The 12,934-nt window shown below is 66.1% G+C and carries 13 protein-coding genes; 2 read left to right on the forward strand and 11 right to left on the reverse strand.

Annotation, left to right across the window (positions count from 1 at the left end; translation table 11 throughout):
* Positions 1–13: 13 nt before the first annotated feature.
* A complete protein-coding gene (locus ACNO8S_RS15315; RefSeq protein WP_014041676.1) occupies positions 14–1,189 on the reverse strand; it encodes an aspartate kinase in 1,176 nt (391 codons plus the stop codon).
* 201 nt (positions 1,190–1,390) lie between these two features.
* Here ACNO8S_RS15315 and ACNO8S_RS15320 point away from each other — a divergent pair, with 201 nt between their 5' ends.
* Positions 1,391–1,789: a hypothetical protein gene (locus tag ACNO8S_RS15320; RefSeq protein WP_008307220.1), complete on the forward strand. Its 399-nt coding sequence runs from the start codon at positions 1,391–1,393 to the stop codon at positions 1,787–1,789.
* Positions 1,790–1,795: 6 nt separating this feature from the next.
* Here ACNO8S_RS15320 and ACNO8S_RS15325 read toward each other — a convergent pair whose 3' ends face one another.
* From ACNO8S_RS15325 to ACNO8S_RS15340, 4 genes are all read right to left on the reverse strand, one after another.
* Positions 1,796–2,770, reverse strand: coding sequence for a YndJ family protein (locus tag ACNO8S_RS15325; protein ID WP_420182232.1), 975 nt, complete (start codon positions 2,768–2,770; stop codon positions 1,796–1,798).
* Positions 2,767–3,441, reverse strand: a complete 675-nt coding sequence (locus ACNO8S_RS15330; protein WP_420182233.1) for a DUF4166 domain-containing protein — start codon at positions 3,439–3,441, stop codon at positions 2,767–2,769. The genes ACNO8S_RS15325 and ACNO8S_RS15330 overlap by 4 nt, the downstream gene beginning before the upstream one ends.
* A 238-nt stretch (positions 3,442–3,679) precedes the next feature.
* Positions 3,680–5,071, reverse strand: coding sequence for a threonine synthase (gene thrC / locus ACNO8S_RS15335; RefSeq protein WP_420182234.1), 1,392 nt, complete (start codon positions 5,069–5,071; stop codon positions 3,680–3,682).
* 65 nt (positions 5,072–5,136) lie between these two features.
* Entirely contained in the window at positions 5,137–5,526 is a 390-nt protein-coding gene (locus tag ACNO8S_RS15340) for a helix-turn-helix domain-containing protein (protein ID WP_004959860.1), read from the reverse strand.
* A 443-nt stretch (positions 5,527–5,969) separates the two neighbouring features.
* Here ACNO8S_RS15340 and ACNO8S_RS15345 point away from each other — a divergent pair, with 443 nt between their 5' ends.
* Positions 5,970–6,947: an orotate phosphoribosyltransferase gene (locus ACNO8S_RS15345; protein WP_050037269.1), complete on the forward strand. Its 978-nt coding sequence runs from the start codon at positions 5,970–5,972 to the stop codon at positions 6,945–6,947.
* 26 nt (positions 6,948–6,973) lie between these two features.
* Here ACNO8S_RS15345 and argF read toward each other — a convergent pair whose 3' ends face one another.
* From argF to lysX, 6 genes are read right to left on the reverse strand one after another with little or no spacing between them, the layout of a single operon-like run.
* Complete coding sequence (gene argF / locus ACNO8S_RS15350; RefSeq protein WP_014041683.1) at positions 6,974–7,870, reverse strand: ornithine carbamoyltransferase; 897 nt, start codon at positions 7,868–7,870, stop codon at positions 6,974–6,976.
* 1 nt (position 7,871) lies between these two features.
* Complete coding sequence (locus ACNO8S_RS15355; protein WP_420182235.1) at positions 7,872–8,933, reverse strand: [LysW]-lysine hydrolase; 1,062 nt, start codon at positions 8,931–8,933, stop codon at positions 7,872–7,874.
* Entirely contained in the window at positions 8,930–10,057 is a 1,128-nt protein-coding gene (locus ACNO8S_RS15360; protein ID WP_420182236.1) for an aspartate aminotransferase family protein, read from the reverse strand. Before ACNO8S_RS15360 ends, ACNO8S_RS15355 begins: the two co-directional genes overlap by 4 nt.
* Positions 10,054–10,965 carry an acetylglutamate/acetylaminoadipate kinase gene (locus ACNO8S_RS15365; protein WP_420182237.1) on the reverse strand — a complete coding sequence of 304 codons (912 nt, stop codon included), beginning with the start codon at positions 10,963–10,965 and terminating at the stop codon, positions 10,054–10,056. The genes ACNO8S_RS15360 and ACNO8S_RS15365 overlap by 4 nt, the downstream gene beginning before the upstream one ends.
* Before the next feature lie 18 nt (positions 10,966–10,983).
* The gene (argC, locus tag ACNO8S_RS15370; RefSeq protein ID WP_008307210.1) at positions 10,984–12,021 is read right to left on the reverse strand and encodes an N-acetyl-gamma-glutamyl-phosphate reductase; all 1,038 of its coding nucleotides are present in this window, start codon (positions 12,019–12,021) and stop codon (positions 10,984–10,986) included.
* A complete protein-coding gene (gene lysX, locus ACNO8S_RS15375) occupies positions 12,018–12,926 on the reverse strand; it encodes a lysine biosynthesis protein LysX (RefSeq protein ID WP_064288551.1) in 909 nt (302 codons plus the stop codon). Before lysX ends, argC begins: the two co-directional genes overlap by 4 nt.
* Positions 12,927–12,934 lie beyond the last annotated feature (8 nt).

Consider the following 12,934-nt stretch of genomic DNA (forward strand, 5'->3'; position numbering starts at 1 on the left):
AAGAACCCAGCGATCAGAATACGTCCTGCACGAGCGAGAGGGCCTGTTCGCGGTCCTCCCACGGGACGAACACGGAGACCGACGTCGCGGACGTAATCACGTCGTAGAGGTGGATGTGCGCGTCGGCCAGCGGTTCGACGACCTGATGGGCGAGCGCCGACTGGCTCGGATCGCCGCCGGTGACACGGATGACGGCGATATCGTCCTCGACGGTGACCGACGAGAGCGTCTCGTCGTCGACGATACGGGCGTGCAGCAGCGCCTCGGCTTCCTCGGCGTCGTCTTCGTCGACGTAGAACGTCAGCGAGTCCATCCCCGAGGAGTTGGCCTCGATATTTATCTCCTCGTCGGCGATAGCGCCTGACAGGTCCGCGAGGATGCCCGGGCTGTTCCGGATAGCGCGGCCGGCAACGGTGACGCAGGCGATTGGCTGTTCCTGCAGGTCGATGAGGTTCTGGAACTCGCCCTCGATGGACGTGCCACCGGAGAGCAGGTCGCCGTGCTGGTAGTGGACGACGCGAACGCCGAGGTCGTCGCTCTTGTATGATAGCGCCGACGGCGCGACCACCTCGGCCCCGCGGAAGGACAGCGAACGGAGCTCGTCGACAGAGATTTTGCCGACGTTCCGAGCGCCTTCGACGACACGCGGGTCCCCGGTCATGACACCCTCGACGTCGGTGACGATGACAACTTCGTCGGCGTCCATGTAGTCGCCCATCATCACGGCGCTCGTGTCGGAGCCGCCGCGGCCGAGCGTCGTCACGTTGCCCTGATAATCTTCGGCGAGGAAGCCGGTGATGACCGGGACGACGTCCTTGAGCTGGCCGGCCAGCGCGTGGGCACGCTTCTGTGTCTCCTCGACGTCGACCTCGCCGTACTCGTCGGTGATGATCGGCCAGTCCTCGCTGCCGGGTTCGAGGAAGACGGCCTCGATACCGCGGGCGGCGAGTGCGCCCTTGAGCATCCGAACGGAGGTCCGTTCGCCCATCGAGACGATTTCGGCGCGGTCCGCGGAGTCGGCGTCGTAGTTGATCTCGTCGAGCAGTTCGTCGGTCGTGTTGCCCATCGCCGAGGCGACGACCGCGACCTCGTGGCCCTGCTGGACGGCCGCAGCAATCGAGTCAGCGGCCCGGTTGATGCGGTCGCCGCTGCCGAGGCTCGTCCCACCGAACTTGGCGACTACGCGCATGCTACCACCGTGTCCATGTGTACGTGAGTCATTGCCCTCGCGTTATCCGTCGCTCGGGATAACTGTGTCCATCTGTTTCCACACCGCACTGTCGGCAGGACCCGACAGAGTCCGTCGCGTGACGACCTATTGCTACGGAAGCGAACGCGACCCGAAGCGTCCGACACACCGTTTATTTGCGTGGGGTTCCCACACATATGCATGGATATCCGCGACGCTATCGAGGACGACGCCGAGCGACTGGCCGCCCTCGCTGACGGGCCGCCGGACGTGATGCAGAACCTCGTTCACGACCGCACCGTCCGCGTGGCCGAGGAGGACGACGACATCGTGGGGTTCGTGAGCTTCGACGCCGAGCGTGGGACCGTCCACGTAACGCAACTGGCCGGGTCGAGCGACGCCTGCGAAGTACTCCTGACCGACCCTATCGAGTTCGCGCGCCGGGAACACATGTCCGTGGAGCTACTGCTGCCGGAAGACGAGTCAGAAGTCCGGGCCGCCGTCGAGGCGGTCGGGTTCACCTCCACCGGAAACGGCCCCCGGTTCGACGGACAGGAGACGACGCGCTACCGGTTAGAGCCGGAGCGAGCGGAGCACTGACCGGCGTCACTGGACCGAGAGCCGCCACCCGAGCGTCGCACACAGCCCGAACCCGAAGGCGTTGAGCGAGCCGTGGAGCGCGACCATCGTCGAAATCGTCAGACCCAGCGAGCGGCCGGTGAACGTCGACACCCCGTAGCCGAGCGCGAGCGCCATCGAAATCGGGAGCGCCACGGCCGCGATGCCAAGCAAGACCCCTTGCGGTCGAGGGCAGGTGAGGGCGACGCGACGCAGGACCACGACGCCGAAGGCCGCGACGGCGACGGTGAAGAGACTCACTGCGACGACCTCCACCAGCGGCGAGAAGGCGATGCCGACCGCGATGAGCGCCGGGCCGACGAGGATGACACCCGCAACGGTGCGGAATCCCCGCGAGCGGTCACCGAGGTGTCGTCCGGTCAGTCCCGCCGCGACCGGGAGGACGAACCCGGCGTAGTGGAAATGGACCGCCGTCAGTCGAATGATGACGCGGTCGAACCAGAACGTCAGGTCGAGATGGGCCAGCAGGAGCGCGACCGCGCCAACTGAGACGTAGGCGAAGCCGGCGTCGATAGCCGTCTCCGGGAGCGTCAGGCCGCTCCGAACCCGGGTCCGTGCGAGCGCGGCGAGTCCGAGGAGGCCGGTGACCGCAAGCCACGGCGTTGCGATCGCGGCGGCCAGCAGTGCTGGTGACGGAACGACCAGCGATACCGCAAACAGGAGTGCGCCGACCGGCTGGAGCCAGATGGCTGTGGTCGTGAACCGGTTCGCAGGCCCCTGAAACGCCCCGGTCGCCGCCGTTCGGAGCGCGAGCGGGACCAGCACGAGCGGCGCGAGTGCGAGCGCCCGTTCGATGGCGGTCAGTTCGCCAGCGACAGTCAGCGCCAGCCAGGCCACCGCCCCGAGCGCCGCACTCAAGTCCGCCACGGCGATGCTCCCGATGGCCGGCTGGGTGACGCTGCCGGGCGCTGGCTGCCGGGACCCGCCGGCGCGGTCGCTCATCGTGGCGGGAGCCGGTCGAGCCCGCGGACGATTCGGAGGTCGTCGGGCGTCCCGTCGCTGGCAGTCTGGTCCTGCGTGAACGTCCCCCGATAGCCGAGCATGTGACCCACGAGGTCGTTCTCGACGGTCGCGGTGACGTGGTAGCGTTCATCATCCTCATCGTAGCGGTCTCGCACCTCGACATCGGCGGCCAGCGGCCCCGGCAAGGGCACATAGCGGTCGCCCAGACGAGCCCACTGGCGGCCGCCAGCGACCACGAGCGCGCCGTCCTCAACCCGCGGGTGGAGTTCGCTGGCGATCCGGCCCTGTGTCCCAAGGAAATCGAGCAGTCGCTCGGCCTCGGCGTCCCAGACGGTCAGCGAGTCGAACAGGCGGGTGGTGTCGCCGAAGTCGAAGGCGCGGCGGGTCGTCATCGCCTCGTGACCGCCGTCCGTCGTGTAGGCCACCGTCGTCACCGAAAACGGCACGTCCTCGCCGGCTTCGGGAAACAGCATATTCTGCGTCGTCATCGCGTACAGCGCGGGCAGCACCAGCGTGCCGCGGGTGATGTCCATCTCGCCGCGGCCGACACAGACGGTCCCGTCGTCGGGGCCGAGACTGTAGCGGTCGCGGACCTTCGGATGGAGGTCGGCCGCGGCCTCGCCCAGCGCCCGTTCGTAGACGCCCGTCACAGCACCACCCGAGCCGGTGGCGTCCCCAGTACAAGCGGCGTCTCGACGGCAGTGGTCCGGTACGGCGCTCCCGTCGCACCACGGGTCCGTTCGTCCATCGGCTCGCTATTTCCGTGGCAGATAGATATTTCTACTGGGTAGGTGGCGGGAAAATATCGAACGGAGCGCCGGTGCAGTCAGTTTTCCGCCGGGGGCACCAGTACAGCCGCGGAGCGGTTTGCGACCGCGCTCGCCGGCGTTACTTCTTCGAGAGGAACTTTCGGTAGAGGTACGCGACGCCGAGGCCGCCGGCGACCAGCGCCGGGACCAGCGGCGCGTCGGCGGCCTTCGACGCCTGTCGGCGAACCGTCTGGGCGACCGACGACGGTTCTTCGATGAGGTCCAGCACGGCTTCGGTGCTGTTTTCGACCGGCTCCGGCTCGTTCCCGGCCTCGGCAGCCGCCTCGGGGTCTTTGAGCAGGTGGCCCGTGGTCAGGCAGACGACCGACTCGTCGCTACCGACCTCGCCCTCGCGCCGGAGTTTCCGGAGGCCGGCGACGGATGCCGCGGAAGCCGGTTCGACGCCGACTCCCTCCCCAGCGATGTCGCGCTGCGCTTCGGTGATCTCCTCGTCGGAGACGGCGACGGCGGTGCCGCCGGTCTCCCGGATGCCCGGCAGCGCCTTCGGCGCGTTGACCGGATTGCCGATGCGGATGGCGGTCGCGCGGGTCTCGACGTCCTCCCAGCGGCGGGTGTCCTCGTACCCGTTCTCGATGGCCTCGACCATCGGGGCGGCCCCCTCGGCCTGGACGCCGGTGAGTTTGGGCACCTGATCTTCGGTGATTGCGCCGGCCTTGACGAGTTCGCGGAAGCACTTGTACAGCGCCGCGGTGTTGCCGGCGTTGCCGACCGGCAGGACGATTCGGTCCGGGTACTCGCCGTTGTCGGCGTAGAACTCCTCCATGATTTCCAGCCCGATGGTCTTCTGGCCCTCCAGACGGAAGGGGTTCAGCGAGTTCAGGAGGTAGGCATCGCCGCGGGCGGCGAGGTCCTGCACGATGTCGAGACACTGATCGAAGTTGCCGTCGACTTCGAGGATGCGCGCGCGGTGGAGGCTCGCCTGTGCGATTTTGCCGGCCGCGACCTTCCCGGCGGGCAGAAGGACGAGCGTCTCCATCCCGCCGCGAGCGCCGTAGGCCGCAAGCGCCGCGGAGGTATTGCCCGTCGAGGCACAGGCCAGTCGGTCGACGCCGACCTCCTGGGCGACCCGGACACCGACGGTCATGCCGCGGTCCTTGAACGAGCCGGTGGGGTTCATCCCCTCGTGTTTCACGCGGAGCGCGTCGACGCCGATGTCGTCTTTCAGGCGCGGCATCTCGTGCAGCGGCGTGTCACCCTCGGGGAGCGTGACACCCTCTTCGAAGGGCAGGGCGGCGTTGTACCGCCAGACCCCCGACCCCTCGAACTTGTCGAAGGTCGGCAGGTCGTCGTAGCGGACCTCGAGCAGACCGTCACAGTCGTCGCAGGTGTAGCGAATCTCGTCGAAGGGAGCGAACGTCTCACCACACTCGATGCAGGCCAGCCAGACGCCGTCATCGGCAACCGGCGGCACGTCGTCGGTGAGTTGCAGGTCAGCCATTGTCGGGACCATGCTCCCAGTGGGCAAAAGTCGGACGGTTGTCGGCTATACTGCCAGCGTTCACGGCGCGGCAGCTATCACTCGCTGGGCCTGGCGTCGAACTCGTCGATACGGTGATGGACCGCGACAGTCCACTCGTCGAGGGTCTCGTGCATCAGTTCGCGGGCCTCCGACAGCGGTGTCGCGGTGTACTGGTACACATGGCCGCCGCCGTCGAGCAACCGCCGTTTCCGCGTCGCGAGCCCCTTCTCGCGAAGCGTCGATAGCGACCGGTTGACGTTCGAGCGGTCCCGACCGAGTTCGTCAGCGAGTTCCTCGACGGTGCTTGCAGGAGTCTCAAGCAATGTCTGGTACGTCCGTACTTCGTGTTCCTGAACGCCGAAAACACAGGCCATCACGTCCGAGAGGTTCGGTTCGTCGTCGACCATCAGCTCGTGGAACTGGTCCGGAGAGGGGTTGACAGACATACCCCTCTGTATTATTCCAACCCGGATAAACTGGGTCGTTACCTCAACCTCACCGCGACGGAATCGTCGCTGTCCGCTTCCATCCGGTTCCGAGCTGTCGGCAGCGGCTCGGGAAACAGACCCCTGTAAACAGTTGTCGAATATGTAGGTATAGTTACTGTTTCAGCTAGCGGGACCAGCTAGCAGGATTCCAATAGTAACTAGTACTGTGTAAAACAGTACCAAACCTATCGAAAAGGGTGCTGTTTCGGGTGGAGATTGTCCTCATACGAACCAGAGCTGCCACAGATCACCTATATCCGCATAAGAATGTCTCGTCGGAGTACATATCAAAAGCATTAATACTCACTGGCTAATGTCACTTTAAAAAGAAGTAAGCGCATTTCTCCTCGTGGTGTCCGAGCTACGACGAGGATGCTAATACTTCCCGATCCCAGAAACCAATGAACTACAGGAGTTTCGACCACCTCAGTGCTGATACGCAGGAGTGGATCGTCGATCTACCAGACGACCTGGATCTGATCGTCGGAATACCCAGAAGTGGGATGCTAGTGTCAAACTTACTTTCGCTGCATCTCAATCTCCCGATGACGGATATCGACGGGTTGCGGGAGGGCAGACTCCTACAGACGGGGGAACGGTACGACGGTGAGTTCGACCTCTCGGAGTTCTCGACGATACTGGTCGTCGACGACACCGTCTACACCGGGAGCGAAATGACCGATGCGCAGTCGACCATTGACGGGTTTGATCTGTCCGCGGACGTGTACTACGGCGCTGTGTACGTGGACGAGGGGTCCGAGCGGTTCGTCGATACCTACGCCCAGACCCTGCCGTTCCCGAGAGTATTCGAGTGGAACATGATGCACCACGACTTCCTCGTGGACTCCTGTGTCGACCTTGACGGCATCCTCTGTCGTGACCCGACGCCCGAAGAGAACGACGACGGGCCGAAATACCGGGAGTTTATCTCGACTGTCGACCCGATCTGTGTTCCCTCGGTGGAAATCGGGCAGATCGTCACCTGCCGACTGGAGAAGTATCGCAGCGAGACCGCCGCCTGGCTCGACGAGCACGGAATCGAGTACGACGAGCTGGTGATGATGCAGTACCCGGACAAGGCTACGCGGGTCGCTGCGGGCAACCACGGCGAGTACAAGGCCGAGGTGTACGGGTCTTCGGACGCCAAGCTGTTCATCGAGAGCTCACACTCCCAGGCCCGAACGATCGCTATGCAGACGAACAAACCCGTCTACAGCAAGGAGCAAAACCGGATGCTCCAGCAAGGGTATCTGACCCGCGTCGCCAGAAACGGCCGGATGTCCATCGAGGCCGTCAAATCCGACCCGCTCAGGTACGTCGATCAGCTCAGGTCAGATCCAGTTGACTTCGTCAAGCGGGCCTCGTCGGTGTTTCTCTAGGCCACGTTTTCCCGTTCGGGACGGGTCTACGCCTGCTCAGACAGCCACACCAACAACCCCTTCTGAGCGTGCAGGCGGTTCTCTGCCTGCGCCCAGACGATGGCGTTGTCCGACTCGATGGCGTCGTCGGTGACCTCCTCGCCGCGGTGGGCGGGCAGGCAGTGCATGAACGGCCGATCTTCGAGCAGGTCCGTCGTGATCTGGAAGCCCTCGAAGTCTTCGAGTTTCTGGCCGCGCTGGTCCTCCTGGCCCATGCTGACCCACACGTCGGAGTACACCACGTCGGCGTCGGCGACGGCGGCCTCGGGGTCGTGGGTCGTCTCGGGCGCGTTGCCGAAGGCGGCGGCGCGGTCGGCCACGTCATCGGAGATGCCGTAGCCCTCCGGGGTGGCGACAGTGAGGTCCAGTCCGACCATCGCCGCGCCGATGACGAAGGACTGGCAAACGTTGTTGCCGTCGCCGACCCACGCGACGGAGACGTCCTCGAAGTCGCCGAACCGCTCGCGGATGGTCAGCAGGTCGGCGAGCGTCTGGCAGGGGTGGGCGTCGTCGGTCAGCCCGTTGATGACCGGGACCTCGGCGTATTCGGCCAACTCCTCGGCGTCCGCGTGGTCGAACACGCGGGCCATGATGAAATCGACGTAGCGCCCGAGCGCGCGGGCGGTGTCCTTGACCGGTTCGCCGTGGCCCAGGTGGATGTCGTCGGGACCGAGGAACACGGCGTGGCCGCCCAGTTGCGTCATCCCCGTCTCGAAGGAGACCCGGGTCCGGGTCGACGGCTTCTCGAATATCATGCCGAGCGTCTGCTGGTCCAGCAGGTCGCTCGGACTCCCCTCGCCGTGATCGGCCTTGATGGCCGCGGCGCGGTCGAGGACGGTCGCCAGTTCGTCGGTCGTGAGGTCGTCGACGTCGAGTATGTCCATGTCAGTCCTCCAGCAGGCGTTCGGTCGCGGTTTCCAGCACCGCGACGGAGCGGTCGTATTCGTCGAGCGGGAGGTGCTCGTTCGGTGCGTGATCGAGGTCGGAGTCGCCAGGCCCGTAGGTCACCATCGGACAGTCCCACGCCTTCGCGTAGACGTTCATGTCGCTGGTGCCGGTCTTGCGAAGCAGCGTGGGCTCGCCGCCCTGCTTCCTGATCGCGGCCCGGAACGCCCGGGCGGCGCTGGTCCGGGGGCTCTGCATCACCGGCTCGACCTTGTCGTCCCAGTTGACCGTGCCGTTCTCCAGGAATCCGTCGGCAATCTCCCGGATCTCGTCGGTGCTGTACTCCGGCGGAACCCGCAGTTGGACGTCCATCGTCGCTTCGACGCTCAGCCCGTCGCTGGACGTGCCGCCCTTGAAGTCGACGGGCTTGCAGGTGACGCGTTCGAAGACGGGGTGCCACTCGTCGGTCTCGAACTCGTCGTCGACCGCCGACCACCAGTCGATGGCGTCCTGAATGGCGTTGTTCTCCGGGCGCGAGGAGTGGCCGGACTCGCTGGTGGCGACGTACGTTCCGGCCAGCAGGCCGCGGTAGCCGAGCGTGATGCCCTCCCAGCCGGAGGGTTCGCCGTTGATGACGGCATCGGGTGCCGTCTCGCGGTCCTCAACCAGATGGCGGGCACCCTTCGAGTCGACTTCCTCGCCGACGACGCCGACGAAGGAGGCTCCGGTGCGGACGGCCGTGACGGCCATCGCACACAGCGGCCCCTTCGCGTCGACGCTGCCGCGGCCCCACAGCACGTCGCCCTCGTCGGTCTCCTCGACACGGACCGGGATGTCACCCGGGACGGTGTCGATGTGGGACGTGAGCAGGACGCCGTCGTCTGCAGGCGCGCGGACGTTGCCGACCTCGTCGATCCACACCTCGCGGTCGTGGGCCTCGAAGAACTCGGCCAGGCGCTCGGCCGCCGCCGCCTCCTCGGGGGTGACGGAGGGCGTGCGGACGATGGCTTCGAGCAGGTCGCGGGCCTCGGTGTCGGCCTCGCGGGTCGCGGTCTCGCTCATCCCAGCACCTCCGTCATCGCCTCGACGACGGCGTCGGCGTGGTCCTCGTCGATGGTCAACGGCGGAAGCAGGCGGACGACCGTGCGGCCGGCCGGCAGCGCGAGCACTTGGTGGTTCAGCGCGAGTTCCTTCAGGGCCGCGTTCGCCCCGCGGCCGACCTCGACGCCGATCATCAGGCCCTCACCGCGGATGTCCCGCACGTCGTCGCCGATGGCAGCCTCCAGTTCCGTCTGGAGGTAATCGCCCATCGCAGCGGCGTTTGCTGGAACATCGTCGTCGATGACGGTCGAAACGGTCGCGCCGGCGGCCGCCGAGATGACCGGCCCGCCGGAGAACGTCGAGGCGTGGGAGCCGTAGTTCTCGGCGATCCAGTCGCGGCACAGCGTCGCGCCGACGGGGAGGCCGTTGCCAAGCCCCTTCGCCGCGGTTATCATGTCCGGCGCGACGGCGGCACGCTGTGAGTTCCACAGCGCACCGGTCCGGCCCATCCCGGTCTGGACCTCGTCGAAGATGAGCGCGGCCCCCGCGTCCTCGGTTATCTCCCGGGCGTCTTCGAGATAGCCGTCCGAGGCCGGGTTGATGCCGCCCTCGCCCTGAACCGGTTCGACGATGAACGCGGCCGTGTCCTCGTCGACGGCCTCGTCCAGCGCCTCGCTGTCGTCGTAGGGGACGAACTCCACGTCGCCGATGAGCGGCTCGTAGGGCTTCTTGTACTTGTTCTTCCACGTCGTCGCCAGCGCGCCCATCGTCCGGCCGTGAAAGCCCTGCATCGTCGCGACGATTTTCGAGTCCCCCGTCGCCGACCGGGCGAACTTCAGCGCGGCCTCGTTGGCCTCGGTCCCGGAGTTACAGAGCCAGGTCTTGTCTATCGGATCCGGCGCGGTGTCGGCGAGCAGGTCGTACAGCGCCGTCCGCTCGGCGTTCGGATACGACGCCTGGACGTACGTGATCTTCTCTAGCTGGTCGCTGACGGCGCTCTGGACCGCCGGATGGCCGTGGCCAAGCGGGACACAGGCGTAGGACGCGCCCATGTCTAGATACTCTGTGCCGCCGTCGTCGTAGACGTAGGCACCGTCGCCACGTTCGATCTGGATGGGTTTCTCGTTGAAGACGAATCCGCTCATTGTTCCTCCGTCGCTGTCTGGTCTGTGTCCTGTTCGAGTGCGCTCGCGTGGACGTGGGTCCCGTCGCCGTCGAGCGCCGACAGAATCGGCTCGTCGGCGTTGGCGTCGGCCACCACGACCTCGGGTGCGCCGCCGTCGAGCGCCTCCTCGGCGGCCATGATTTTACGGCCCATGAACCCCTCAGCAGCGGCTTCGAGGGCGGCCCAGTCGCTTGCCGTCTCGACCGACTTGATGAGCGTCGACGGGTCATCTGGGTCCGCGTAGACGCCCTCCACGTCGGTCAACAGCACCAACTGCGCGTCGAGTTCGCCGGCAATCGCCGCGGCCGAGCGGTCGGCGTCGGTGTTGACGGGAATCACTTCGCCGTGGTCTCGCGGCTCATCGCCGCTCGACTCGTCCGAGGCGCTCCGCGCCTCGCTATCCTCGCCGGCCATCGGCGGCGCAGCGACGGGCGTGTACCCGTCGTTGAGCAGCGACTCCAGCAGGTCGCCGTTGACCTGCTTGATGGTGCCCGAGTGGTCACCACGGCGAATCTTCTTTTTGCCGTCCTCGACGACCCGCACTGCGGACTTGCGCGGTCCGTAGAGCAGTTTGCCGTCGACGCCGTTGAGCCCGACCGCGTCGACACCCTCGCTCTGGAGGCCGGCGACGAGCTGGGTGTTCAGGTGGCCGAAGGCCATCTCGAACACCTCCATCGTGGTCTCGTCGGTGAACCGGCCGACGACGCCCGACGGCGTCTCGACGTATTCGGGCTCGACGCCGAGCCGTTCGAGCGTCTCGTCGACTTTGGTGGAGCCGCCGTGTACGACGACGACGCGCTCACCATCGGCCACTAACGATGCCACGTCCGCAAGCGCCCCCGCGGGGTCGACCGCGCGAGCGCCTCCGACTTTGATAACTACTGTCATAAAAACAACCTCCAGGAGTTACGGTGCGCCGACGGGGTGGAGCCCCTGGAACTCCAGGCCCGCCGTCTCTTCGATGCCGAGGGCGACGTTGGCCGCGTGGACCGCCTGGCCCGCCGACCCTTTCATCATGTTGTCGATGGCCGAGAACACGACCAGTCGCTTGTTGCCGGGGTCGAGTTCGAAGCCGACCTCGGCGCGGTTCGTCCCCGCGACCGACTTGGGCTCAGGGTAGCGGTAGACGCCACCGCCGCCGGCGACGAGTTCGACGAACGGTTCGTCCTCGTACTCGCCGCGGTAGGCCCCCCAGAGGTCGCCCTTCGAAACCGGGCCCTCCGGAAAGACGTGGCAGGTCGCGCTCGCGCCGCGGATCATGTCCACCGCGTGGACGGTGAAAGACACGTCGAGACCGAGGAACTGCTGAATCTCGGCCTCGTGGCGGTGGCCCGTGGGCGCGTACGGGCGGACGACGCCCGAGCGCTCCGGATGCGAGGATGCCTCGCCGCCGCCGGCCCCGCCCTCGCTGGAGCCGACTTTCACGTCGACGACGACCTGCTCGTCGCCGGAAAGGATGTCGGCCTCGAACAGCGGGAGCAGGCCCAAAATCGTCGCCGTGGCGTTACAGCCGCCGGAGGCGATGAGGTCGGCCCCTTCGAGATTGTCGCGGTTGAGTTCCGGCAGGGCGTACTCGCTCTGGTCGAGCAGTTCCGGGCGCGTGTGCCCGTCGTACCACTCGTCGTACTGGGCCTCCGAATCGAGTCGGAAGTCCGCCGAGAGGTCGACGACCGTGCCGGCGGCCTCCTGGAAGGCATCGATCTGCTCCATCGAGACGCCGTGGGGCGTCGCGGCGAACAGCACGTCGACCGACTCCAGGTCCGCCGGCGAGGAGAAGCGCAGGTCCGAGTGGCGAAGGTTCGGGTGCGAGTGTCCGATAGTCTTGTTCTCCTTCGAGCGGCTGGTCGCCTGTGCCAGTTCGAACTCGGGGTGACCGTCGAGGATGCGAAGCAGTTCCCCGCCGGTGAATCCGGAGCCGCCGACGACACTCGCGGTGTACGTCATGCTGTCACCTCGGCGTCAGTCTCGGTCGCCGCTTTCTGTTCGAGCCAGTCGACGACCTTCGCGGGCACGTCCACGTCGGTGACCTCGTTCAAGGCCTTGAACTCGACGGTGTGGTTGACCTCGTGGACCGTGTAGTCCTCGAACTTACGCCCGCCTTCGGTATCGCTCTCCGATACCCCGACCTCCATCAGGTCGATACCGAGCAGGCCGCCACCGACCGCGTCGGAGGCCTTCTCGACCAGTTCCAGTGCGCGGTCGTCCAGTTCGAACTCGTCGGTTTCAGCGCCCTTGGCGGCGTTGGTGAGCCAGTGGTCCGAGGAGCGGACCATCGCCGCGATGGGCTCGCCGTCGACGGCCAGCACGCGCATGTCGCGGCCGGGCTTGTCGACGAACTCCTGGACGTAGAAGATCTTGTGCTCGTAGTGGCCAAGTGTCTCCTTGTGTTCGAGGATAGCCTCAGCGGCCGAGCGGGAGTCGATCTTCGCCATCAGGCGACCCCACGAGCCGACAACGGGTTTGAGGACGCAGGGGTAGCCGAACTTCTCGATGGATTCCAGCGCGGCGTCCTTCGTGAACGCCACGTCGGTGTTGGGCGTCGGCACGCCCGCGGCCTCTAACGCGAGGCTGTTGTTGACCTTGTCCGCACAGGTGTCGGCGACCTCGGGACCGTTGACGACCGGCACGCCGTAGGCCTCCGCGAACTTCGTCGCGTACACGCTACGACTGGTCGCCAGACAGCGGTCGACGACGATGTCCAGATCCTCGAAGGCCTCGGGGGCCTCGTGGATATTGAACTGCTGTTTGCGAACGTCTATTTTCTCGATCTCGTGGTCGCGCTCGCGCAGTTCCGACAGGAGTAGCTTCTCGTCCCGGCGGATGCGCGAGTAGAGGAGTCCGACTTTCATACTGAGTC

Origin of the sequence: Haloarcula sp. KBTZ06, from assembly GCF_048595605.1 — an archaeon.
GTDB lineage: Archaea > Halobacteriota > Halobacteria > Halobacteriales > Haloarculaceae > Haloarcula > Haloarcula hispanica.

Excerpts from the sequence above, each read along its gene's own strand:
- ACNO8S_RS15345 (WP_050037269.1), top strand. The coding sequence starts at position 5,970 with ATGAACTACAGGAGTTTCGACCACCTCAGTGCTGATACGCAGGAGTGG.
- ACNO8S_RS15315 (WP_014041676.1), bottom strand. The coding sequence starts at position 1,189 with ATGCGCGTAGTCGCCAAGTTCGGTGGGACGAGCCTCGGCAGCGGCGAC.
- lysX (WP_064288551.1), bottom strand. The coding sequence starts at position 12,926 with ATGAAAGTCGGACTCCTCTACTCGCGCATCCGCCGGGACGAGAAGCTA.
- argC (WP_008307210.1), bottom strand. The coding sequence starts at position 12,021 with ATGACGTACACCGCGAGTGTCGTCGGCGGCTCCGGATTCACCGGCGGG.
- argF (WP_014041683.1), bottom strand. The coding sequence starts at position 7,870 with ATGGACATACTCGACGTCGACGACCTCACGACCGACGAACTGGCGACC.
- ACNO8S_RS15365 (WP_420182237.1), bottom strand. The coding sequence starts at position 10,965 with ATGACAGTAGTTATCAAAGTCGGAGGCGCTCGCGCGGTCGACCCCGCG.
- ACNO8S_RS15360 (WP_420182236.1), bottom strand. The coding sequence starts at position 10,057 with ATGAGCGGATTCGTCTTCAACGAGAAACCCATCCAGATCGAACGTGGC.
- ACNO8S_RS15320 (WP_008307220.1), top strand. The coding sequence starts at position 1,391 with ATGGATATCCGCGACGCTATCGAGGACGACGCCGAGCGACTGGCCGCC.
- ACNO8S_RS15355 (WP_420182235.1), bottom strand. The coding sequence starts at position 8,933 with ATGAGCGAGACCGCGACCCGCGAGGCCGACACCGAGGCCCGCGACCTG.
- thrC (WP_420182234.1), bottom strand. The coding sequence starts at position 5,071 with ATGGTCCCGACAATGGCTGACCTGCAACTCACCGACGACGTGCCGCCG.
- ACNO8S_RS15340 (WP_004959860.1), bottom strand. The coding sequence starts at position 5,526 with ATGTCTGTCAACCCCTCTCCGGACCAGTTCCACGAGCTGATGGTCGAC.
- ACNO8S_RS15325 (WP_420182232.1), bottom strand. The coding sequence starts at position 2,770 with ATGAGCGACCGCGCCGGCGGGTCCCGGCAGCCAGCGCCCGGCAGCGTC.